This window comes from Streptomyces finlayi (genome assembly GCF_014216315.1).
GTDB lineage: Bacteria > Actinomycetota > Actinomycetes > Streptomycetales > Streptomycetaceae > Streptomyces > Streptomyces finlayi_A.
On the sequence record NZ_CP045702.1, the window covers coordinates 252,689 to 273,429 of the forward strand.

The 20,741-nt window shown below is 69.3% G+C and carries 19 protein-coding genes and 1 pseudogene; 5 read left to right on the top strand and 15 right to left on the bottom strand.

What is annotated here, in order from left to right; genetic code table 11:
- Positions 1-262: 262 nt before the first annotated feature.
- Together F0344_RS01270 and F0344_RS01275 are read left to right on the top strand one after the other, a co-directional pair.
- Positions 263-796 carry a Crp/Fnr family transcriptional regulator gene (locus F0344_RS01270; RefSeq protein WP_308460882.1) on the top strand — a complete coding sequence of 178 codons (534 nt, stop codon included), beginning with the start codon at positions 263-265 and terminating at the stop codon, positions 794-796.
- A 4-nt stretch (positions 797-800) separates the two neighbouring features.
- A complete protein-coding gene (locus F0344_RS01275; protein ID WP_185296999.1) occupies positions 801-1,712 on the top strand; it encodes a hypothetical protein in 912 nt (303 codons plus the stop codon).
- Between the two features lie 6 nt (positions 1,713-1,718).
- On the opposite strand, the gene F0344_RS01280 is transcribed toward F0344_RS01275, so the two are convergent.
- From F0344_RS01280 to F0344_RS01300, 5 genes are all read right to left on the bottom strand, one after another.
- Positions 1,719-2,363, bottom strand: a complete 645-nt coding sequence (locus tag F0344_RS01280; protein ID WP_185297000.1) for a peptidoglycan recognition protein family protein — start codon at positions 2,361-2,363, stop codon at positions 1,719-1,721.
- Between the two features lie 158 nt (positions 2,364-2,521).
- Positions 2,522-3,406 carry a lysozyme gene (locus F0344_RS01285; protein ID WP_185297001.1) on the bottom strand — a complete coding sequence of 295 codons (885 nt, stop codon included), beginning with the start codon at positions 3,404-3,406 and terminating at the stop codon, positions 2,522-2,524.
- A gap of 982 nt (positions 3,407-4,388) precedes the next feature.
- Entirely contained in the window at positions 4,389-5,138 is a 750-nt protein-coding gene (locus tag F0344_RS01290) for an NPP1 family protein (protein WP_374940138.1), read from the bottom strand.
- Positions 5,139-5,328: 190 nt separating this feature from the next.
- Entirely contained in the window at positions 5,329-6,468 is a 1,140-nt protein-coding gene (locus F0344_RS01295) for a winged helix DNA-binding domain-containing protein (protein ID WP_185297003.1), read from the bottom strand.
- A gap of 86 nt (positions 6,469-6,554) precedes the next feature.
- Positions 6,555-7,097, bottom strand: a complete 543-nt coding sequence (locus F0344_RS01300) for an MOSC domain-containing protein (RefSeq protein WP_185297004.1) — start codon at positions 7,095-7,097, stop codon at positions 6,555-6,557.
- A gap of 124 nt (positions 7,098-7,221) precedes the next feature.
- Between F0344_RS01300 and cpt the strand changes: the two genes are divergently transcribed.
- Complete coding sequence (gene cpt / locus F0344_RS01305; protein WP_185302456.1) at positions 7,222-7,755, top strand: chloramphenicol phosphotransferase CPT; 534 nt, start codon at positions 7,222-7,224, stop codon at positions 7,753-7,755.
- Positions 7,756-7,776: 21 nt separating this feature from the next.
- On the opposite strand, the gene F0344_RS01310 is transcribed toward cpt, so the two are convergent.
- From F0344_RS01310 to F0344_RS01325, 4 genes are all read right to left on the bottom strand, one after another.
- Positions 7,777-8,394, bottom strand: a complete 618-nt coding sequence (locus F0344_RS01310) for a GNAT family N-acetyltransferase (RefSeq protein WP_308461004.1) — start codon at positions 8,392-8,394, stop codon at positions 7,777-7,779.
- Between the two features lie 221 nt (positions 8,395-8,615).
- Positions 8,616-9,161, bottom strand: a complete 546-nt coding sequence (locus tag F0344_RS01315) for a hypothetical protein (RefSeq protein WP_258049571.1) — start codon at positions 9,159-9,161, stop codon at positions 8,616-8,618.
- Between the two features lie 265 nt (positions 9,162-9,426).
- Positions 9,427-10,566, bottom strand: coding sequence for an AI-2E family transporter (locus tag F0344_RS01320; protein ID WP_185297005.1), 1,140 nt, complete (start codon positions 10,564-10,566; stop codon positions 9,427-9,429).
- A gap of 170 nt (positions 10,567-10,736) precedes the next feature.
- Positions 10,737-11,039, bottom strand: a complete 303-nt coding sequence (locus F0344_RS01325; RefSeq protein WP_185297006.1) for a DUF6355 family natural product biosynthesis protein — start codon at positions 11,037-11,039, stop codon at positions 10,737-10,739.
- 346 nt (positions 11,040-11,385) lie between these two features.
- Here F0344_RS01325 and F0344_RS01330 point away from each other — a divergent pair, with 346 nt between their 5' ends.
- The gene (locus tag F0344_RS01330; protein ID WP_185297007.1) at positions 11,386-12,189 is read left to right on the top strand and encodes an endonuclease I family protein; all 804 of its coding nucleotides are present in this window, start codon (positions 11,386-11,388) and stop codon (positions 12,187-12,189) included.
- A 114-nt stretch (positions 12,190-12,303) separates the two neighbouring features.
- On the opposite strand, the gene F0344_RS01335 is transcribed toward F0344_RS01330, so the two are convergent.
- The 6 genes and pseudogenes from F0344_RS01335 to F0344_RS01360 form a co-directional block, all read right to left on the bottom strand.
- Positions 12,304-13,827, bottom strand: coding sequence for a DUF6056 family protein (locus tag F0344_RS01335; protein WP_185297008.1), 1,524 nt, complete (start codon positions 13,825-13,827; stop codon positions 12,304-12,306).
- A 48-nt stretch (positions 13,828-13,875) separates the two neighbouring features.
- Positions 13,876-15,318, bottom strand: a complete 1,443-nt coding sequence (locus F0344_RS01340; RefSeq protein ID WP_185297009.1) for a glycosyltransferase — start codon at positions 15,316-15,318, stop codon at positions 13,876-13,878.
- Positions 15,319-15,543: 225 nt separating this feature from the next.
- Positions 15,544-16,095 (bottom strand): YciI family protein, encoded by a 552-nt coding sequence (locus F0344_RS01345; protein ID WP_185297010.1) that lies wholly within the window; start codon positions 16,093-16,095, stop codon positions 15,544-15,546.
- 69 nt (positions 16,096-16,164) lie between these two features.
- A pseudogene (locus F0344_RS01350) lies at positions 16,165-16,395 on the bottom strand (amidinotransferase); the annotation flags it as partial.
- Between the two features lie 174 nt (positions 16,396-16,569).
- Entirely contained in the window at positions 16,570-16,851 is a 282-nt protein-coding gene (locus F0344_RS01355) for a hypothetical protein (RefSeq protein ID WP_185297011.1), read from the bottom strand.
- Between the two features lie 83 nt (positions 16,852-16,934).
- The gene (locus F0344_RS01360) at positions 16,935-19,001 is read right to left on the bottom strand and encodes a prolyl oligopeptidase family serine peptidase (RefSeq protein ID WP_185302458.1); all 2,067 of its coding nucleotides are present in this window, start codon (positions 18,999-19,001) and stop codon (positions 16,935-16,937) included.
- A gap of 726 nt (positions 19,002-19,727) precedes the next feature.
- Here F0344_RS01360 and F0344_RS01365 point away from each other — a divergent pair.
- The gene (locus tag F0344_RS01365; RefSeq protein WP_185297012.1) at positions 19,728-20,642 is read left to right on the top strand and encodes a S1 family peptidase; all 915 of its coding nucleotides are present in this window, start codon (positions 19,728-19,730) and stop codon (positions 20,640-20,642) included.
- Positions 20,643-20,741 lie beyond the last annotated feature (99 nt).

Sequence of the window (20,741 nt, forward strand, 5' to 3'; positions counted from 1 at the left end):
CCGAGCCGGATGCGCGCGTGTACGCGCCCCCGCGCGGCGCCCGGTCGGTGCCGCGGCGGACGCGGCGGACGCCGCATCTGAACGGGACCTCTCCGAGCACCCGCCATGCGTCCGTCCGCATCCCCAGGTCGCCGATTCCTCGCGTACTTCTTGCGTAGCGGGGAAGAACGCTTCTACGGAGGTTGACAACATCTCGTGTTGTCCGACGCCCTCCGCACGCCCGCACCCCCGCGCAGAGCGCGCTCCTCGGAGGAGAACTCCGATGACCACCACAATGAAGATCACCTCTGTTCCCGCACCGCATCGTGAACGCCTTCTGGGCCTTGGCAATGACGTCCGGTTCCCGGCGGGGCAACGCCTTTTCGAAGAACACACACTCGCCGACCGCTTCTGGATCCTCAGGACCGGCGCGGTCACACTCGACGCGCGGCTTCCTCAGCGGCGGAACACGGAAATCGAGACCTTGGGGCCCGGAGAGCTGATCGGATTGTCCTGGCTCTTCCCGCCCTTCGAGTGGGAGCTGGGGGCCGAAACGCTCAGCCCGGTCCGCGCCTATGAATTCGACGCGTTCCAGGTGCGGTCACTGTGCAGTTCGGACCCCGAGTTCGGATTCGCGATCAGCCAGTGGGTCGGCATGGTGCTCACCGACGGCTGCACGCGACGCGCGGCCGCCTGCTCGACCTCTATGAATTCGCCACCCGGGCCTAGCCCACCCGGCGGCCGGCCGGCGGGCCGCCGTTCTGGCGGCCGGAGCCGACGCTCCACCTGCCCTCCGGCTCGTTGTGCAGCACTGTAAACGTATGGACGAAGCAGACCTGACCGCCGACGCCGCCCAGCGCCTGGCGGACGCGGTGGAGCGACTGTGCCACCGCGCCGGGGCTGGAAGCCCACGGTCCTCCACCGTCCTGCTCCCGTATTCAGGCGAGCAGGGGGACGCCGTCCGCCGGACCCTGAAGGTGCTCGCCCCCCGGATGGGCGTACCGGCGCTGTACGGCGGCGATTCCCGTGGGCCGAACATCAGGTGGCGTGACGGTGCCCGCTGTCTGCTCCTGGACAGCGGGGAGGCCGGTGGCAGAGAGAGCGCCCTGCGCCTGACGAGCCACACGACGGACGCACTGGAGCAGCGCGAGCGGGTTCTCTTCGAGCAGGGGGTGGGCGACGGGGACGGACAGCTCCCCGCCTATGCCGACCTGCCGGTCCTCTGGCAACTGCACCGCGACGCGGCGGCCGCCCCTCCGCCCCTGCCACCGTGTGTGGCCCCCGACTGGGAGCGGCTGGAGGAGTCGCTGCGCACCCTGATGCTGGCGTGGGCCACCCAGCTGCCGTCCCAGGCCGCCGGCGGCTCGGCGGGATTCGATGTCGTGAACCACGCCGACGGCGACCGTCCCCTGACCTTCCTGTACGGACCCGAGGACGGGCTGGTCGTCATGGTCGACGACGAGGACGCCGCTCCTGACGACGTGGCGCACGAGCAGGAAATGGCCGCCAGGGGCTGGCACGACCGCGCCATCCCTGTCGCCCGGTGGTGGGTGAGCGGATTCGACGCCGACGCGTCGGGCGCCGCCGCTACGGCCCGGCTCGCGGTGGCTGAGCTACGGGCTCGCGGTGCCCGCAGGCCCTCGGACCTCGGGGTGGCCGACATCACCTGCACGGACGTGGCCGGGGAGGAGATCGGTCGGCTGACCCTGCCCGGGCTCGGCCTGAGCGGCTGAACCGGGTCACATGCTCGCCGCCACCTGGCTGCGCAGCAGGGGCAGCTTGTCGTGGAGCACGCCCGGACACAGCGTGGTGCCGAAGTCCTTGTGCCCGTAGATGCGGCTCGGCGCTATGCCGTACTGCGAGCAGGCGTACGCGCACAGCACCACCAGGACGTCCCACTGCGCCTGGGGCGGCTGAGCGCCGTCATGGTAGGCACCCTCGTTGGCGATGCCGATGGCCTGGTCGTTCTGTCCGGACGTGTGCGCGGCCAGCACGAAGTTGCTGCCGCCCTGCAACGTACTGAGGCTGCGGTGCCGCCCCTCGGTGATCCAGCCGCCCCGGCTGACGAGGAAGTGGTACCCGCTGTCGATCCACCCGTTCTTGTCCATGTGCAGGTTCTGGACCCAGTGGGCGTGCGCGTGGGCCTGGCTGCGGGAGAAGTCAGAGGTGTTGGCGCTGACGGTGTGATGCACGATGATCTTGTTCGGCCGCTTCCCCACCAGGCTCACCGCACTCCGGGGCGGGCGGGCGTTCCACTGGACGGTGCTGTCGATGTCCGGCTCGACGGCACTCGACGCGTGGGCGGCACTCGGTAACGCGGCGGCGGCCAGTCCGCCGGTACCGGCGAGCAGGATGTGGCGACGGGTCGGCTTCGGACGGTTCACGGCGGACTCCTGGTGTTCGGTCGTTCCGGCCGGATGTTCGGCGGCAGCGGACAGTGGGGTGGCCGACGGGGGCGGCAGTGGGGCTGGACCGCACCGACGCGGCCGGGGTGAGCCCCCTACGAACCCACCCCGGCCGCCGTGACGAGCGTGCCCGGCTGCTACGCCGTGTTGTTGGCGAGGGCCAGAAGGCGGGTCATGGTGCCGTTGAACTTGTTGCGGTCCACGTCACCGGAGACTCCGCTGACCCGGCCGGTGGCCGAGTACTGCCAGATCGTCCACGTGGGGAACCCACTGGGGATGTTGGGGCTTGTGGTGCCCCAATGCGCAACCCAGAGCGGCGACTTGGTGGACATCCCGGTCCAGTTTCCGGTGCATGTGTTCCACCAGCTGGCGGTGGTGTAGATGACGACGTCCCTGGTCGTACGAGCCTTGTACGTGTTGTAGAAGTCGTTGACCCAGGTGCGCATCTGCGTCGTGGAGAGGCCGTAGCACATGGAGCCCGACGGGTTGTGCTCGATGTCCAGCACTCCGGGGAGGGTCTTGCCGTCCCTGGACCATCCGCCGCCGCTGCTTGCGAAGTAGTTGGCCTGCGTCGCCCCGTTGGAGGCGTCCGGGCGGGCGAAGTGGTACGCGCCCCGGATCAGGCCGGCGTTGTACGAGCCGGTGTAGTTGGCGCTGAAGCGGCTGTCCTTGAAGCTCGTGCCCTCGGTGGCCTTCATGTAGGCGAAGTCGATGCCCGCGGCCTTCACCGAGCCCCAGTTGATCGCCCCCTGCCAGTGGGATACGTCGATGCCCTGGACGCCACTGGTGTCCATCGTGGACATGCCGCCGTCGGCCGAGGACGCGGGGCCCTGCTCGATACGGGTCCCCGCACCCATCCACGCCTGACCGGGCTGCACCGGCTTACCCGGGGCGGGGGGCTCGGCGGCTGCCGCCGGGCCTGCGGTGGTCACAAGCAGGGCGGCGACGCTGCCGAGGACGCCGGCCAGCAGGGCGCCTCTGGATCTGATGAGTCGGCGGATCGGAGAACTGTACGCGGGCATAGCGGCCTCCGGGCACGTTGATGGGGACGAAGCGCATGGCATCCGATAATCGGATGCCATGGACACGACATGAGTAACGCACGAGTAACCAGGGGCGTAAAGAGGCCACTTGGCGTAGACCTGTGGCGCCGCGCACTAGCTGCACCAACGCACCGAACGGGCAGAAACTTTCAGTGCTGAAGACTCCCGGGGGCCGCGCCAGGGAGCTCCGGAAGCGGCGGGCAGGTCTCGCTCCGGACGCCCTGTCGACAGTTCCCGCGCCCGGACCTCACCCCTGCCCGGCTCGAACGGGACGGATATTCGATACGCTCTCGATCGCCTTCGGGGCGCCCGGAAAGCCCGGTTCGCTGCTAGCAAAGGGACGATTTCCTTATGAGCAGTGCGCCTTCGGCCGATCTTTTCCAGCCACTCAACACATCGCGGTCGCCACGTACCGCGGCAGGTCGGCGGCCAAGGACCCGAGCAGATACATCACCCTCGACCTCACGGTCTGGCGCAACGCCGAGAACCCGAAGGAGGGTTGGTCGGATAGAGGCCGGCCGCAGCCCAAGCCGAACGACCGGTCTCCGGCCCCGGCTGCTCAGCCCCGGGCTGGGGTCCACAGCCCGCAGCGGCAACCGTCCCGTACCGGGCCGGGCACCACACCGGTCCACCATGGCCGACGGCGGGCCCGCCGCCGTGCGGGCATGCCGGAGAGCAGGCAAGCCGGAGGGGCGGTCCCGGCCGGGAACGAACCGGGGCCGCCCTGACAGCTGACGACGCGTAGGCCTCGATGCCGGTGATGACGGCGCCGCACCACCCCTCGACCAGGGAAGCGAACGTCAGCTCGGTGCGCTTGGCGTTCGCGACGAAGGTGAGGTGCTTGTTCTGCCAGTGCGGTTCCTTGTGATCGGGCTTGCCCGCGTGCATGAGGAAGGGCTGGGCGCCGGTCGCGGTGAACGTGAAGGTGTTGTCGAGCCCGGCGCCCACCTCGGCGACCGCCTCAGGCGTAGGAGTCGAAGGCGATGCCGGCCGGCTCGGCCTTCTGGAGGTGATTGCTGAAGTTGCCGTCCTTCAGGCCGAAGACGGCACTTCCGAAGTCGGCCTGGCTCAGCCTGTCACGCAGACCCGCGGGATAGCCGTTCCAGCCGACAAGGCTGGGGAACTGCCAGCTGTGGTGGTGATTCTCCGGCGGCTCGTCGTTGGCGTTCGCGGGACGGAAGCAGTGCGTGCTCAGACCGTCCTTGTGGTACACGATCTTGGGATGTGTACCGTCCCAGCGGATCCGGTCGCGGCCGTGTATACCGAAACCGCCGTGGGCCGACGTGGAGACGTACTTGGCCTCGTTGTCCTGCACCCAGACCACGACGTGCTCCCAGTCGTGGCGGTGCCCGCCGAGGCTGGTGCCGGCCAGGGCCTGGTCCTTCTCGAAGTACAGCCCGTACATGATCGCGCACCAGCCGTTGTTGCACTTCGAGCGCGCATATCCATTGGTGTTGCCGAGATCCCACGCGTCACGGCACTGGCCGTTGAGCGCGCCGGTCGGGTTGAGACCGGTGGCGACGGTGCCGTCAGGCCCGATGGCGGACGTGGGATAGCAGCCGTCGGTGTCGTAGTCGTAGGCCGGCTGGAACGTCTGCTCCAGTCCGTCCGCGGCGGCGGGCAGGGCCGAGGGAGGAGCCGCGTAGGCTCCCCCCGGAAAGGCGATGACCAGGGCGACGGCGCTGCCGAGGGTCAGCGACACTCTTCGCATCCGCGAGCTCTTCTTCAACTTGGTCCTCCCGATCGACCGCGGCGTGGGGCACGCGACGTTATTGACATGCCCACACCAGGCTCCGCGAACCTCGTTGCGGACCCGGTCCCTCGGGGTGTCACCACGGTGAAGCGGCGGCCAACACGGCGGGGACGCGGCAGCACGCGCGAGCCGTCCCGCCGGACAGACCCTAGGCAGGCAGCACACGAGTCTCCGCATCGGGCAGCTTCGCCCACCAGTGGTTGTAACGGCTGTACACCCGGGGATCGCGGTCGGCCAGGACTGCTGCCAGTGACCGCGCTTCCGCGGCGAGCGCGTCCCACGTCCTCGGCGGGAGGTCGTGGAAGGCGGTCGCCTCGATGCCACCGTCGGCCGGGCGCCACACTCCGGCGACGTAACCGTCGACGAGCAGCGTCGGCAGCACATCGCCGTTGTTACGGATCACGACGCGGCGGTACTCCGGCGGGATCACCCGGCTGCGGTCGGCGTAGGCAAGGAGCGTACTGTCCCACATGGCCATGAACCGCGGCGGCGCGGGGGTGTCCGCAGAGGGTCGCGGGGCGCCGGGGATGTCGTACAGGAGGGCGCCCTCGGGCCCTTCGAGCCTTTCGACGCAGTCGCCCAGTGCGTCGAGAGCCTGACGGATCGGCACGCGCCGCACCATCGCGAACTGGGCCACATCGGCCACCGAGGCCGGGCCGAAGCCTTCCAAGTAGCGCAGGACCAGGCCCTGCAGGGCCCGCGTCACCGTGTCGCGCCCCCTGGGGACAGGGCCGGTCCGCGCCGAGACGAACGATGACCGGCTGGTGAACGACCACGGGCCGCCCGTCGGAGCGTGGTGCAGCGGCGCGTAGCCGCGAAGCCCCCACCACGCCCCCGGCTGCTTGTCCGCACCGAGCCGCACGTCGAGCCAGGCCTTGATCTCGGCGGCCGTCCGGGGCCGGTCGGTGAAGTCCAGCAGCTCCGGCACCAGCTCTTCGCCGTCGACGGGCGTGAGCCCGGAAGCCGCGAACCGGAAGCCGAGACGCGAACCGTACAACGTCGGCTGCATCGCCTCACGGAACGCCTGGTAGTCATCGGCATGCACCGCGTGCAGTGTGATCCGCATCAGTGTCGCCTTGACGACAGTGCGGCCGGTGAAGCCTGCGTCCAGATCGGCCGCCTCGAAGCCGGCCACCCGGTTCCACAAGGCGACGTAAGGCGAGGGCGCGTGTTGCGCCTGGACCGCGACAACGCGGCGGACCGCATCGACAACGTCCAGATCGGCTCGTTCCAGCAGCAGTTGACGGCTGAGGGTGGCCCGGTTGAGCTCGCGCGCAGTGATCTTCACGCCGGGGATTCTGCCGTGAACCGACCGGTGTGCGCCAGGGTTATCCCTGACGCACAGACCGGCGGGCCGGAAGCCCGCGGGGATGCCTACACCCGCTCCAGCGGATGGTGGGGGCCACTGGGCAGCTCGACGCCGACCGGGTCACCGGGCCGAACGTCGCCGCCCCGCCGGACCACTCCCATGATTCCGGACTTGAAGGTGAACTCACCTGTTTCGCCTTCGAGTTCGAACACCTCCTGCAGCAGGCCCGCTCGGAACTCGTTGATCTTCGAGCACGGGTTCCGAAGTCCTGTCACCTGTACGACCGCCTCCTCGCCGAGACGCAGCAGGGTCCCCGTGGGCAGTCCGAGCAGGTCGATCCCCCGCGTCGAGATGTTCTCACCGAGCTGCCCCGCGGCAACGGAGAACCCCTTCGCGGCGAGTTCGTCGAAGAGTTCCTCATGGATGAGGTGGACCTGGCGCAGGTTGGGCAGGCCGGGCTCGTACGTCATGCGGAACTGGTGCCTGATGGTCACCCCGGCATGGACGTCTCCCTCCACACCGAGACCGGCGAGCAGGGTGATGCTCGTTCGGTTCGGTTTGCTGAACCCGTAGGTCTCCTTGCTGCTCACAGCCGTAACCTGTGCCATTTCACTGTCCACTTCTCACGCGCCCGACGTCCACCGGCCCGGCCGGGCCGGAGGTACGCCGAGCGACAGCCGATGTCACCGGGACACGCGTCGCCCCCCGGCCAGGTGCCCTTACCGTGGCATGGTGACGACTCAGATGATCATCCTCAATGGCGGTTCCAGCTCGGGGAAGTCCGGGATCGTGCGGTGTCTGCAGGCCGTACTTCCGGAACCGTGGCTGGCGTTCGGGGTCGATTCGTTCGTCGACGCGATGCCCGCCAGGATGCGGGCGTCGGACTCCGGGATCGAGTTCGCGGCGGACGGCCGAGTGAGCGTCGGGGCGGACTTCCGGGCGTTGGAGGCGGCCTGGACGGAGGGCATCGTGGCGATGGCCCGCGCAGGCGCCCGGATCGTCGTCGACGACGTCTTCCTCGGCGGAGCGGCTTCCCAGGAGCGGTGGCAGAAGGCTCTCGGAGAAGTGGCTGCGCTGTGGGTCGCGGTCAGGTGTGAGAGCGCGGTGGCCGCGGACCGTGAGGTCGCACGTGGAGACCGGGTCCAGGGGATGGCCGCGCTGCAGGCGGATGTGGTGCACCGAGGGGTGCGTTACGACGTGGAGGTGGACACGACGCATGCCGAATCCATAGCGTGTGCGCGCACCATCGCCGCCCACGTCAGCTGATCACCGGACGCACGGATCGACTCACGGATCGGCTCGGGGGCCGGGACCGGGACCGGTATCCGCGAGCGGGTCGGCAGGTCTGTCGATGCGGTAGACGTAGTGGGTTCGGTCGTCGTCGGGGTTGTCCGGGTCCAGGTCTGCTGTGGCGATCCTGCGCAGCCCGGCCTTCTCCAGGGCGCGCCATGAGGGGCGATTGGCCGTGTGGACCGGGACGACGACGGCGGACGCGTCCGGACAGTCGGTCCAGACTGCCTCCACGACCGCCCGGATGATGCGCGGGCCCAGCCCTTGCCCCACCCTCGCGGGGTCCCCGAGCAGGTAGTCGATCGTGACGGCCGTGCCGGGCAGCTCGACCTGTCCGGCGAGCTCCTCGGCGTCGTCGGGGTAGTCCGCGAATCTGCAGCGCTGGACCAGGGCGACCGGGGTGCCGTCCAGCATGACCAGGAGATCCTCGGACGGTTCCTCACCACGCGCCGCGGGCCCGAAGTCCCGTGCGACCGCGTCCGGGGAGGTGTCGTGGTGCCACCAGCGGGCCACGTGCGGCTGCATGAGCCATTCCCGCAACAACCCGAAGTCATCCTCCGTCAGACGCCGCCACGTGATCACGATGCTCCTCGCACCTGCCGATGGATGGGTCACGCCGAACTCTAAGCGCTCGTAGTCGGCTTCGCCGGGCAGCGGGCGGCGGGAATGGCTCATGCAGCCGCTACGCGGCCCTTGCCCGGCCCGGCCCTCGCTCCCGTACTCTTCAGCTTTCGACCGCCGACAGACCGTCGATGGTGGTGCCGTCAGGCTTGCGCCCGAACACGGCCTCAGGAACGCCGGCAGATCGGCCTCCGGGACCGTGGCGCGTAGGTATGTCAGGACATGAGCGAACTCGTCGTCCCGGCCGCCGGTGTGAACCCTGTCGTCGGCTGTGGCGCTTCCCCACCGACGGCCGTATCCACGTTCCATTCATCGGGCAGATCGCTAACGCAGAAGACGCACACGAAGTCGTCCTCGCGCACGATGTTGTGCTCCTGGCAGTGAGGACAGCGCCGGAACACCACCTCATGCGTGAAGCCGTCGGGGCGGCCGAGTCCCACCCGGTCCAGTGCCTCGGCGACGGCAGGCCATGACCCGGCGTCCGGGTAGTAGCCCGTGGACTGGTTGCTCACCTCACCGACGAACCAGCGGTCGGTCTCGAGGACGAAGCTGATCTCACCGGCGCTCAGAACCGGCCCGCCACCGGCACACGCCACGTGCTCACTGCGGCGGGGTGCCAGCCGCAGCTCGGCCTCGCCGCCGACAACGAAGGTGAACGGCTCGGCCAGGTCCTGCGCCGACTGCCACGACGCCCATCTCTCGAATTCGGCAGCCGAGCCGATTCTCCGGCCCGCGCCGCCCGGCCGAACCCCGGCTTTCACGTCAGCAGGCCCCACGTACCGGTACGTGCGCCGCGCGCGCTCATGTGCGCCGACCTCGATCACCTTCCCGACAGGCCCTGCACATCCGCACAGATGCGACGCGCCTCCGCCAGGTCCTTCTTCACCTCGGCATCGAAGTCACGCAGGTCATAGGCGTCGCGGGCCGGTACGGCGATGCCTGCGGCGGTGAAGGGATCGAGCAGGAACCTCGCCGAGGGCTCCTCCTTGGGACATGCCTCGCAGCCTGGTCCGCGAGAAGCGTCCGCTACGCAGGAACGGCCGCACCGGCGGTGTACGAGCCATCGGGCTCCTCCGGCTCCGGCTCGGGGGCCGGCTCCGACGACGGGTCGCTGAGCTGCTCGCGCAGGTAGTTCCAGACCACCGCGACCAGCGCGGCGACCGGGACGGCGAGCAGACTGCCCACGATGCCGGCCAGGCTTCCCCCCAGGGTCACCGCCAGCAGGACCACTGCCGCGTGGAGGCCGAGCCCGCGACTCTGGATCATGGGCTGGAACACGTTGCCCTCCAGTTGCTGTACGACCAGGATGATGGCCAGCACGATCAGCGCGTCCGTCAGGCCGTTGGACACCAGCGCGATGAGTACCGCGACCAGACCGGCGAAAAGGGCACCCACGATCGGGACGAACGCCGAGATGAAGGTCAGTACCGCCAGCGGAAGCGCAAGGGGCACCCCCAGGATCCAGAGGCCGAGGCCGATGAATACGGCGTCGAGCAGGCCGACGAATGCCTGCGAGCGTACGAAGGCGCCCAGGGTGGCCCAGCCGCGCGCGGCCACGATCGGAACGTCGACGGCCAGCCGGCCGGGGAGCTGACGCGTGAGCCACGGCAGGAACCGCGGGCCGTCCTTGAGGAAGAAGAACATCAGGAACAGGGACAGGAAGGCAGTGACCACACCGTTCAGCACGGTACTCACACCGGTGCCGACCGCGGTGACCATGCTGCCGATGCTGTCCTGGACGCGCGCGATCGCGGTGTCGAAGGCGCCACTGATCTGGTCGTCGCCGATGTTCAGCGGCGGCCCGGCCGCCCACTCGCGCAGCCTCTGGATGCCCTCGACCACGCCGTCGGTCAGCTCGCCCGACTGGGAGGCCACCGGCACGGCGATCAGCGCCAGTATGGCCACGAGAACGAGGAGGAACAGGACGGTCACGGCCGATGCCGCGAGGGCGGGGTGCCAGCCGCGCCGGCGCAGGAAGCGCGTGGGAGGCCAGGTCAGAGTGGTGAGGAACAGGCCGACGACGATCGGCCAGACGACCGGCCACATCCAGCCCAGCACCCACACGGCCGCGGCGGCCGCGACGAGGACCAGGAGCAACTCGGCGGAGACGCGTGCCGTTGTCCGCAGCGCGGTGGCCGTCTTTATGGAGCTCAATGTGGCAGACATGGGGCCACCTTATTGATACTCGGGTCACACTCCGAAATGACCGCTGCCCCGCTCACCTGGCGGTACTGCCGCCCCCAGCCGGGGAGGCCCCCGGCGAGGCCGGTCCGTGCTCCGTCCATGGGCGCGGACCGGCTCGCCGGTACGGAGGACTCCGCCCTGTGTTCCGCCGGTCAGCAGGTCCGGCCGACGGAGTGGGCTCCCTGGATCCTGCTCGCCGATCCCAGCCAGGTGTCGCCGGGGCCCACGCAGCGCTCGTAGTTGGGGCCGAAGACCTCGACTTCGATGACGACGTTCGACCCGTCCGACGTGCAGTGGTTGCAGCGGGCGTCGGATCCGGTCTCGTAGAACCCGCAAGGGTTCATCGCCGTGGCGGCGTGCCCGGCGGCGGTGTTCATGGCCGTCGCGGTCGGCGCGAGTCCCAGGATCAGTACGGCCGCGGCACCGGCGGAGAGCAGCGAATGACGCATACGCATCGCGTTCTCCTCATCGGGCGACTGCCCGGGCGCTGATCGCTCGGGCACTCGGTGATCGCGGGGCCGCGTACCGAAGATCTGCCACATTGCCCCGTACGGAGCAGCAAGTGCAGCCGATCGGGCCACCTGGCGGCGCAGTCGGCGTCACACCGGGCCGAGGGCTGGCCCTGGAAGGAGGTTGCGTCGTATGCGAGAACGTCACGAAAACGCCTTCTCCCGGTTACGTGAGCGGCCGACACCCCGTGCCATGCTCCCGGTGACAAAAAGTCAACACGCGTAGAACGCGGCACGGTTGAGGTACCAACCCGCGTTCCAGTGCGTGTCGTCCCTCGGGAAAGGGCCCCCCATGTCCGTTGCGCACATAGGAAGATGGAAGGTGCTGGCGGCTGCCGTCGCCACCGTTCTCCTCGGTCTCACCCTTCCGACCGTCGCCGCGAGTCCCGCGAGCGCTACGACGACCGCGTACGACAGCACGTACTACAGGAACGCGATCGGCAAGTCCGGTACGAGCCTCAAGTCCTCGCTGCACACGATCATCAGCCCGCAGACCAAGATTTCGTACGACGCCGTCTGGACCGCGCTGAAGGTCACCGACCAGGACCCGGGCAACAGCGGCAATGTGATCCTGCTGTACAGCGGCACGTCGCGCAGCAAGAGCCTCAACGGCGGCAGTGTCGGCGACTGGAACCGCGAGCACGTGTGGGCCCAGTCGCACGGCAGCTTCGGCACCTCGTCCGGCCCCGGCACCGACCTTCACCATCTGCGCCCGGCGGATGTACAGGTCAACAGCATCCGGGGCAACAAGGACTTCGACAACGGCGGCAGCGCGGTCAGCGGTGCGGCCGGCAGCTACACGGACTCCAACTCCTTCGAGCCGCGCAACGCGGACAAGGGGGACGTGGCCCGCATGATCCTCTACATGGCCGTCCGCTATGAGGGGGATGACGCCTGGGCCGACCTGGAGCCCAACGACTCGGTGTCCAACGGCAGCGTCCCGTACCACGGCCGCCTCTCCGTGCTGAAGCAGTGGAACGCGCAGGACCCGCCCAGCGCCTTCGAAGAGCGGCGCAACCAGATCATCTTCGACACCTACCAGAAGAACCGCAACCCGTTCATCGACCACCCCGAGTGGGTCGAAGCGATCTGGTAGGCCGCGTGCTGGACGGCTCGTCTCCCCATCCCCCGCGGGGAGATGAGCCGTCGGTCGGTTGCCCCGCACCTTCATGCACGGACCGGTTCGGAGCCGTCCCCCGTGACAGGGCGCTCAGGGGAGTTCGGTCGAGTACGTGACGCGTTCGAGGTGGTAGTAGTCGGCGACGCACCCGGCGGGCCAGGGGCTGCGCCCCTGACGGCTGAACGGCTCCAGCATCCCGCTCACGGTGACCGGTGTGTACGGGAGGACCTCGGCGCCCGCCGCCTCCCGCTCCCGCAGATGCCGGTCCTGACGGTCCCAACGCTGGGCGCGTGCCTGCATGTTGGTGTCGAGGCGGGCGAGCGAGACCGCGGGGCCGACGCACACCAGGACACAGAGCGCGGCGCAGACGGCCTTGGCGGGCGCGGTGGTGCGGGCGATCAGTCGTACTCCCTGTCCCAGGAGCAGCCCCGCGCCGACGAGCAGCACGACGTACAGCAGCAGGTAGTCGTTCCAGAGGCGGTTGGCGACCGCGACGCGTTCGTTGAAGGCCGGGTAGGTGATGACCGTGCAGAGGTATCCGGAGACGAGCAGTGCGAGTGTTCCTGCCACGGCGAGCAGCGGCCAGTACGTGGGCGGGCGGGTCGGGCGTCCGTCCGCCCGGTCGGCGAACAGGCCCAGCAGGATGCCGACAGCGATCGCTCCGACGTACTGCCAGGTCGTGGCGACCGTCACGATGATCTCCACGAAGCCGCGCAGTGAACCGATCAGCGAGTCGGGGGCGAGGAGCGCGGCGTTCTGCGCACCGAACCGTTCCCTGCGCGCCTGGGAGCCCGGTGAGGCGAGCAGGACGAGGGCGCCGGCCCCGGTTCCGGCGATGCCCGCCGCACACCAGGCCCAGGCGTACGCCCTGGAGCGGGCCGGGAAGACCCAGCGGCCGATCAGCATGGCGGCGACGAGCACGACGCCGACGACGACGGTGGTCTCCTCCGACAGCGTGCCGATGAACAGACCCATGAGGGCGGCCACGGCCAGGGCGAAGAGCCTCCCCCGGCGCGAGCGGGCCAGCAGCAGGGGAATCACCGCGGCACAGGCGAGCACGGGCGGCAGGGTGTGCGATACGGAAGCGGCGGGCCAGTAGAAGGTCTTGTACGTGTTCGTCGTGACGAACAGGAAGAGCGCGGTGACCATGGAAGCGATCAGGAGGGCGGTGCCGCGTGGCACGGTGACTCCCGCTCTGCGCAGGGCCGCCACCGTCACCGCCCACAGGATGCCGAGCACCAGGACGCCACTCACCAGGGCGAACCACTGGTGCCCGGCGACTCCGAACTTCGCGTAGGCGCCGACCAGCAGCCCGTTCGCGATCCGGCCGTTGTCGTCGAGGTAGAACTTGCCGACGATGCCGGCGATGCCCTCGTCCCGTACGACCGGCAGGAAACACCAGTCGTCGGCACTGGGGCGGATCCAGCGCCCGAACCATGCCGCGGCGGTGAGCAGACCGAGGGGCAGGAGGGCGAGGGCCGGTACCCAGAGGCCGGTCCATGGCCGCGTAGCCGGCGGGCGATGCCGTTCGTCCGGCGCCGCACCCGCCCCGGCGGACCGGCCCTTCTCGTCCGGTTGCTCCGGAACGGCGGTTCCAGGGACGCTGCCAACCATGTGCGGAGGTGCCTTTCGACGCCGGAGAACGTGTGGGGGGACCGTCGGTCAGAGACTGTCGGACCTGATCATCGGTGGCTCCGCTGCCGGGTCGTCGTCCGGCCGGCCTGGCGGAGTGCCCTCGCGTCGGCCCGAGGTGATCGCCCATCGGGCCAGCAGGAAGGAGACCGGTGTGACGAGCACGCCCGCGACCAGGGCCGCGAGGTTCTTGTCCATGTCCAGCTGGGTGACCGCGAAATGGAGCAGGGCACCGGATGCCACCAGGTTGATCACGCTCGACAGGGGGAAACGCACGAAACCGCGCCAGGTCGGCCTGGTCCCCACCGTGATGTAGGAGTTCAGCAGGAACGAGCCGATGACACTGACGGTGAAGCCCACGGCATGGGCGGCCAGATACGGGATCATCTGGTTCAGCACGTAGTAGACGCCCAGGTACACCGCCGTGTTCGCGAAGCCGATCAGAACGAACGAGGCGAACTGGCGCAGGGTGCGCGACCGGCCGGCGGCGAGTTCACTCAGTTCGCCCGGGACAACCGGTTCAGGCGTGCTGGGCAGCACGGGGCACGATTCGCTCGTCTCCCGTACGACATACGGTGGGCGGTGTTTCGCCTCGTGGTAGATGCGGCCCACGTATTCGCCGATGACGCCGAGCGTGACCAGCTGAATTCCGCTGAGTGCCACGACGGCCGTGAGGAGGGTGGCGTAACCAGGGGTGTCAGCACCGTTCAGCGCGACGTTCACGATCGTCGACAGGGCGTAGACGAACGCCGAGACGAAGACCCAGAATCCGGTGTAGATGGCGAGTCTCAACGGGCGGTTGTTGAAGGACAGCAATCCGTCGATGCCGTAGTTCAGCAGCCTTCTGCTGCCCCACTTCGACTGGCCGGCCGCGCGCTCCCTGTTGCGGTAGCGGAAGCTGACCGTGTCGAAGCCGATCCAGGAGAAGATCCCCTTCGAGAAGCGGTTGCTCTCCGGCAGCGAGAGCACGCTGTCCACCGCCCGCCGTGACAGCAGCCGGAAGTCCCCGGAGCCGTCCACGACCTCCACGTCCATGCAGCGGCGTACCAGCGCGTAGTAGGTGTGGCTGAGGGTGTTGCGGAGCACACCGTCACCCGTACGGTCGCGCCGGGGAATGACCTGGTCGTAGCCGTGCCGGTGCAGTTCCAGCATGCGGGGAATGAGTTCCGGCGGGTGCTGGAGGTCCGCGTCCATCAGCACCACCGCGGCGCCCCGGGACATGCGGAGTCCGGCGAGCATCGCCGCCTCCTTGCCGAAGTTCCGGCTGAAGGCGGTGTACCGGACACGCTTGTCGAGTGCTGCGAGGCCTCCGAGCAGCAGTCTCGTCCCGTCGGTGCTGCCGTCGTCCACGTAACAGATTTCCAGCTCGTCGCCCAAGGACTCGAGGGCCGCGAGCAAGGCGGCATGGAAGGTCTCGATCGCCTCGGTCTCGTTGAAACACGGCACCACGACCGACAGCTGAAGGGCAGTCATGTCACGCTCCCCGGAATCGGCTGACCGCCTGTCTCTGGGTAATCCGTGACGACCCGGACCTGCGCATCGGACTGGGCGTCACTTTCCGACGCCGTCCACTGTGCGGCCTTTCGCCCTTCCCTACGGCTTTACCGGACTCCGAACGCGCGGAAGACTCCTTCATTTCATACGAACAGCTCACGTACGGAGCGTAGGGAGGGCGGGGAGGAGCAGCGGAGCCTCAGGTCATGACGACCGTCCACCGAACTGCCAGTCGTGCACCTCGATGTCGGCGTACCGGTCCGGTGTGAGGACGGCTCGCGCCGTGTCCGGGTCCGGCGCCCGCACCAGCGCCGCCGTCCCCAGCCAGGTGGCACCGTCGTCGGAGAGCAGCGGTCCGTACGCGATCAGCTCGTCCTGGTCCGGCGGTAGGGCGAGATCGGCGGCCTCCCCCTCGCCGAGGCCGATCACCAGGTACCGGTTGCCGCCGCTCCCCCCGCCTGGGAAGTCCCACATGGTGCGCCCCAACGCGTTGCGCCACCGGCGCAGCAGCACGTCACGGTACACACCCGCCTGGTAGCCGGGCTCGCCGAAGGCGAAGGCCCGGGCGGCGGCGGGATCCGGCAGATCGACGATGTGCACGCTGCCGGTGGGGGCTTCGCGGTCGCTCGTGAGGCTCGGGCCGCGGGCGATCATCTCCGCCGCGTACCCGTCCATGTAGGACCAGTGCTCCTCCAGCAGTTCGCCGCGCAGTGGCAGGGAGCCAGGCCGGTCGCGGTGGTAACAGAAGAATTCCATGTTCGCAGTCTTCCGCACCGGTGCGGCACCGCCCGCGCCGCCCCGAACCCCACAGCTCGGCCGGGCCGTTCAGTCGACGTACGACTCCAGTGTGCCGCGGCGCCGGACGTCGAGCGTCGCGCAGTGGAAGGAGCCGCCGAACGGCGCGTAGTGCATCAGGTCGCACGGGATCGGCTCGAACCCCCAGCGTTCCAGCGCCCGCAGCATCCCGGTGTGGTGCCGCTCCGCGATCACCCGTCTGTCGTCGATCATCAGCACGTTCATGCTGAGCCATTTGCCGCACATGGACGTGAACTTGACCAGCAGTTCGTGGACCGGGTCGGAACGGCGGGCGGCTCCGCCATCACACGCGGTCCACAGCCCGTGCGCGTACATCAGCGTCCGCCACCCCTGCCAGGAGGCAGGGCCTCTCCCTTACTGCCATGCTCAACCGCTTCCGATCGAAGGAGTACCGACCTCCTTGTATTCAACCAGTTACGGCGAGTGAGGCAACCGGGCTGAGCGGGCTGCCACGTCCTTCTCCGGTACGCGTTCGGTGACCCGCCGTTCCGTTTCGGCCCGCAGGTCGTCGGTGCCGAGTGCCGACAGCTCGTCGATCACCTTGTTCCACCCGGCCGCCGCCTGCTCCGCCCCCGCCCGGAAGCTCCGCCGCAGCCGGCCCCCGGCAATCATGAGGGCCAGTGCGGCGACCGGCCGCCCGTCCGCCAGGACGGTCTCACCGTTGCGCGCACGGGTGGATTCGCGAAATCGACGCACAGGCGCGCTGGTTCCCGGACACGCTCGGCTTCCAGGGCCCGGACGGTGACGGAGTGCCGGAGAACGGTCATGTGTTTCCTTGCTCAGAGGCCCGGGGGACCATCCACCGGGGTGAGCCGCTGCCACAGGAACGTGTACACCAGGGCGCTGTTGTGCGCGGACTGCTCGTTGTCGTTCGCGCCCGCGTGCCCGCCGCCGGTGTTCTCGTACAGGAGGACCTCGTGGCCGAGTTCGCGCAGACGGGCTGCTGTCTTACGTGCGTGGCCGGGATGGACACGGTCGTCCCGGGTGGAGGTCATCAGGAGGACCGGTGGGTATTCCCGGTCCGCTCGGAGCTGGTGGTACGGGGAGATCGCCCGGAGGTGGTCCCGGTCCGCCTCGTCGTCCGGGTCTCCGTACTCGGCGATCCAGGAGGCGCCGGCCAGGAGCTTGTGGAAGCGGAGCATGTCCAGCAGCGGTACCTGGGTGACGATGGCGCCGAAGAGGTGCGGGTAGCGGGTGAGCATCGCGCCCATGAGGAGGCCGCCGTTGCTTCCGCCCTCGGCGCCCAGCATCGCGGGGGTCGTGATGCCCCGTGCGACGAGGTCCGCCGCTACGGCCGCGAAGTCCTCGAAGGCGCGCGGCCGTTCGGCGCCGAGCGCGGCCTGATGCCAGACGGGTCCGTACTCGCCGCCACCCCGAATGTTGGCGATCACGTACGTGCCGCCGCGCTCCAGCCAGGCCCGGCCCGTCATGGCTCCGTAGTGCGGGGTGAGGGAGACCTCGAAGCCACCGTACCCGTAGAGCAGGGTGGGACCCGGGCCGGTGGTGGTGCGGTCGGGGCCGATCACGAAGTACGGGATCCGGGTGCCGTCCCGGGACGTCGCGAACGCCTGCTCCACCGTCAGACCCGTGGTGTCGAAGCGGGCCGGCACCTGCTTGAGCAACTCCGTGTCCGCGCCCGTCTCGCCCCGGTAGAGGGTGGAGGGCTGCAGGAAGCCGGAGACGTCCAGATAGAACTCGTCGGAGACGTCCGGGTCCGTGTCCACCACCGTGACGGCCGACAGGGGCGGAACATCCGCGAGCGGCTTCCGCGTCCACCCGCGGCCGGAAGCGTCCGAAGCTCCGACGGTGCCGCCATCGCCGGAACCGGGCGTGAGGACCTCGATACGGGCACTGACGTCCCGCATCGTCTCCAGGATCAGATGGTGACGGGTCCATGAGTGGCCGTCCAGTGCCGTCCGTTCGTCCGGGGCGAACAGCACCTCCGCGGTGCGGTCACCCGCCAGGAAGGCGTCGAAGCCGAACGCGAGCAGGGAACCGGCTCGGTGTCCGAGCCAGTCGGACTTCAGGGTGACGATCAGATGCCGGCGATGGGCGTACGCGCGGGCGTCGTCGGGAACGTCGATCTTCACGAGCGTGTCATCGGGCGCCAGGAGGTACGTCTCGCTGCGGAAGAAGTCCAGCGAACGCGCGACGAAGTCCCTCTCGAAACCGGGGGTGCTGTCGTGCCAGGCCCAGGCGGACACGTCTCCCGTCTCGGCCTCGAAGACGGGGGCGGCCTCCTCCAGGGGCGTGCCGCGCCGCCACCTGCGGACCGTGCGCGGATAGCCGGAGTCCGTCAGGGAGCCCGGGCCGAAGTCCGTACCGACGAAGACGGTGTCGGCGTCGATCCAGCCGATCCGCGTCTTCGCCTCCCCCACCTGGAACCCGTCATCGACGAAGGTCCGGGTGGCGAGGTCGAATTCGCGGACCGCGAAGGCGTCGCCGCCGTCGCGCGACAGACAGACCAACGCGCGGTCATAGGCGGGATGGCGCACCCGCGCACCGGCCCACACCCACTTCTCGCCCTCTGCGGCGCGGAGGGCGTCGATGTCGAGAAGGATCTCCCACTCCGGGACGTCCTTGCGGTACTGCTCCGGTGACGTACGCCGCCACACCCCGCGTACGTGCTCGGCGTCCCGCCAGAAGTTGTAGAGGAACGCTCCACGACGGACGGGGTACGGGATGCGGTCCGATGCGTCCAGTACCTCCCGCAGGCGGCTCTTGAGTGAGTCGAAGCCCGCGTCGGCGGTCAGCGCGGCCTCCGTCTCGGCGTTGCGCTCGGCCACCCAGTCGAGTGCCGCTCGGCCCTCGACGTCTTCCAGCCACAGGTACGGGTCGTCATCCATCACAAGCGAATTGTGCAGGCCCGGGAGGCGCGATGCGACCACATTCGGACGTCCCCGGACTTAGGGGAAAGGCGTGCGCCGGAGTTCGGAGCCGTCGTACACCCGGCGGTGACGTGATCAGGACAGCCGTCCGACCCGGGCGAAGGGTGATGATTGAGGCATTAACAAGATGCCGCCGCCCATGGTCACGGGGCTCAGTCGGCAGCGCTCCGGGGACAGATCCGACCGCGGTCGCCCCCAAAACGTCATCCTTTCGCGTGCGCATCTGTGCGCCAGCTATGCCTTCTGCGCGACCACGGAAGCGGCCCGACCGCGCGGGCCGTGGCCATCGGCCGGGTGGGGCCCAGCCGGTACGGCGCGACGACTGAACTGGCGAAACGGTACGAGCCCTTCCGCTCCGGGCTCGTACCACCGCGGCCTCTCCGGCAGGCCGTCCGCCGTCACCTGAGGAGCCATCAGCAAACTTTCGCAAGCGTTTGCGGTCCGTTCCCCCTCCGCACACGGTGCGGCCTTCGGTCCGGGCGCCCTGGCCACCCCCCGGGCTGCGCTCCAAATGAACGCGCGTAGGCGGCCGAAAGGCGTCCTTGCAGCGGAACGCCGCCTGCACCCAGGATGCGTGTCGACGAGATTGGCAGGTCCATGGCGGTCTACCCCCTCCTGGACGTGCCGTTCCCGCCTCAACGGCGCGCCCACCCAGCGAGCCCCCAACTCCCACCGGAGGATGCAGTGAACCTCAAGCGTCTGTCCCCCCTCGGCAGTCTCGCGAACGGCACACGGCTTATCGCCGTGGCCACCGCACTCCTGGCTTCCGCAGCGCTTGCCGCACCCACCTCGTCCGCGGCCACCACTGACGGCCGGGCCACCACCGCCCAGCTCGCCGTCGCCAGCGACGCCGTACGCGGAGCCGACGTGGCCGGCACCGCCTGGTACACCGACCAGGCGACCGGAAGAATCGTCCTCACCGCCGACTCCACCGTCTCCGCGGCCGAGATAGCCAAGATCAAGAAGGCGGCCGGCGACCGGGCCGCCTCCCTGGAGATCAAGCGCACCCCCGGCACCTTCAACAAGCTCATCGCGGGCGGCCAGGCCATCTACGCGGGCGGCGGACGCTGCTCGCTCGGCTTCAACGTCCGCAGCGGCAGCACCTACTACGCGCTGACCGCGGGTCACTGCACCAACATCGGCAGCACCTGGTACACCAACTCCAGCAACACCACGCTGCTCGGCACCCGTACGGGCTCCAGCTTCCCGAACAACGACTACGGCATCATCCGCCACTCCAACGCCTCGGCGGCGGACGGCCGTGTCTCCCTCTACAACGGCAGCTACCGCGACATCACCGGCGCGGGCAACGCCACCGTGGGCCAGACGGTCCAGCGCAGCGGCAGCACCACGGGCCTCCGCAGCGGAAGGGTCACGGGCCTCAACGCGACCGTCAACTACGGCGGCGGCGACGTCGTCTACGGCATGATCCAGACCAACGTCTGCGCCGAGCCGGGCGACAGCGGCGGCTCGCTGTTCGCCGGCAGCACCGCTCTCGGCCTCACCTCGGGCGGCAGCGGCAACTGCTCCAGCGGTGGTACCACGTTCTTCCAGCCGGTGACCGAGGCGCTCAGCGCGTACGGCGTCAGCGTCTTCTAGGACCGGCGGAACCGACGGCCCTTCGGACTCCCGGACGGGCAGGCGGCGACAACGTTCACGGCAACCCTGGGCCGGCGATCCTCTCGATCGCCGGCCCTC